Consider the following 295-nt stretch of genomic DNA (forward strand, 5'->3'; position numbering starts at 1 on the left):
CCGCGGCCGCGGACCACGGTGCCGCCGGCGGCGGCGTAGGCGGGGACTCCCCCGGCCAGGACGCTGGCGCCGGCCAGGCCGACGGAGTCCAGGTGTTTGCGGGCCTGCTCGGCCCGGTTGCCGGACTGGCAGACCAGGACCACGCGGGTGCCCATTTTGGCCGCGAATTCCTCGGTGTGCTCGCTGAGCATGGGAAGCGGCACATGGTAGGAGCCCTTGATGTGCAGGGAATCGAATTCTGCGCCGCCGCGCACGTCGATGATCATCAGATCATCGTGGTTGTCTTCCCAGGCCT

1 protein-coding gene is annotated in these 295 nt (G+C 69.2%); it reads right to left on the reverse strand.

From position 1 onward, the window contains the following. Positions 1-295, reverse strand: a 295-nt coding sequence (locus QCD75_RS22040) for a rhodanese-like domain-containing protein (protein WP_301231653.1), incomplete at both ends; no start/stop codon positions are given.

Origin of the sequence: Arthrobacter sp. PsM3, assembly GCF_030433895.1 — a bacterium.
In the GTDB taxonomy this organism is placed as follows: domain Bacteria; phylum Actinomycetota; class Actinomycetes; order Actinomycetales; family Micrococcaceae; genus Arthrobacter.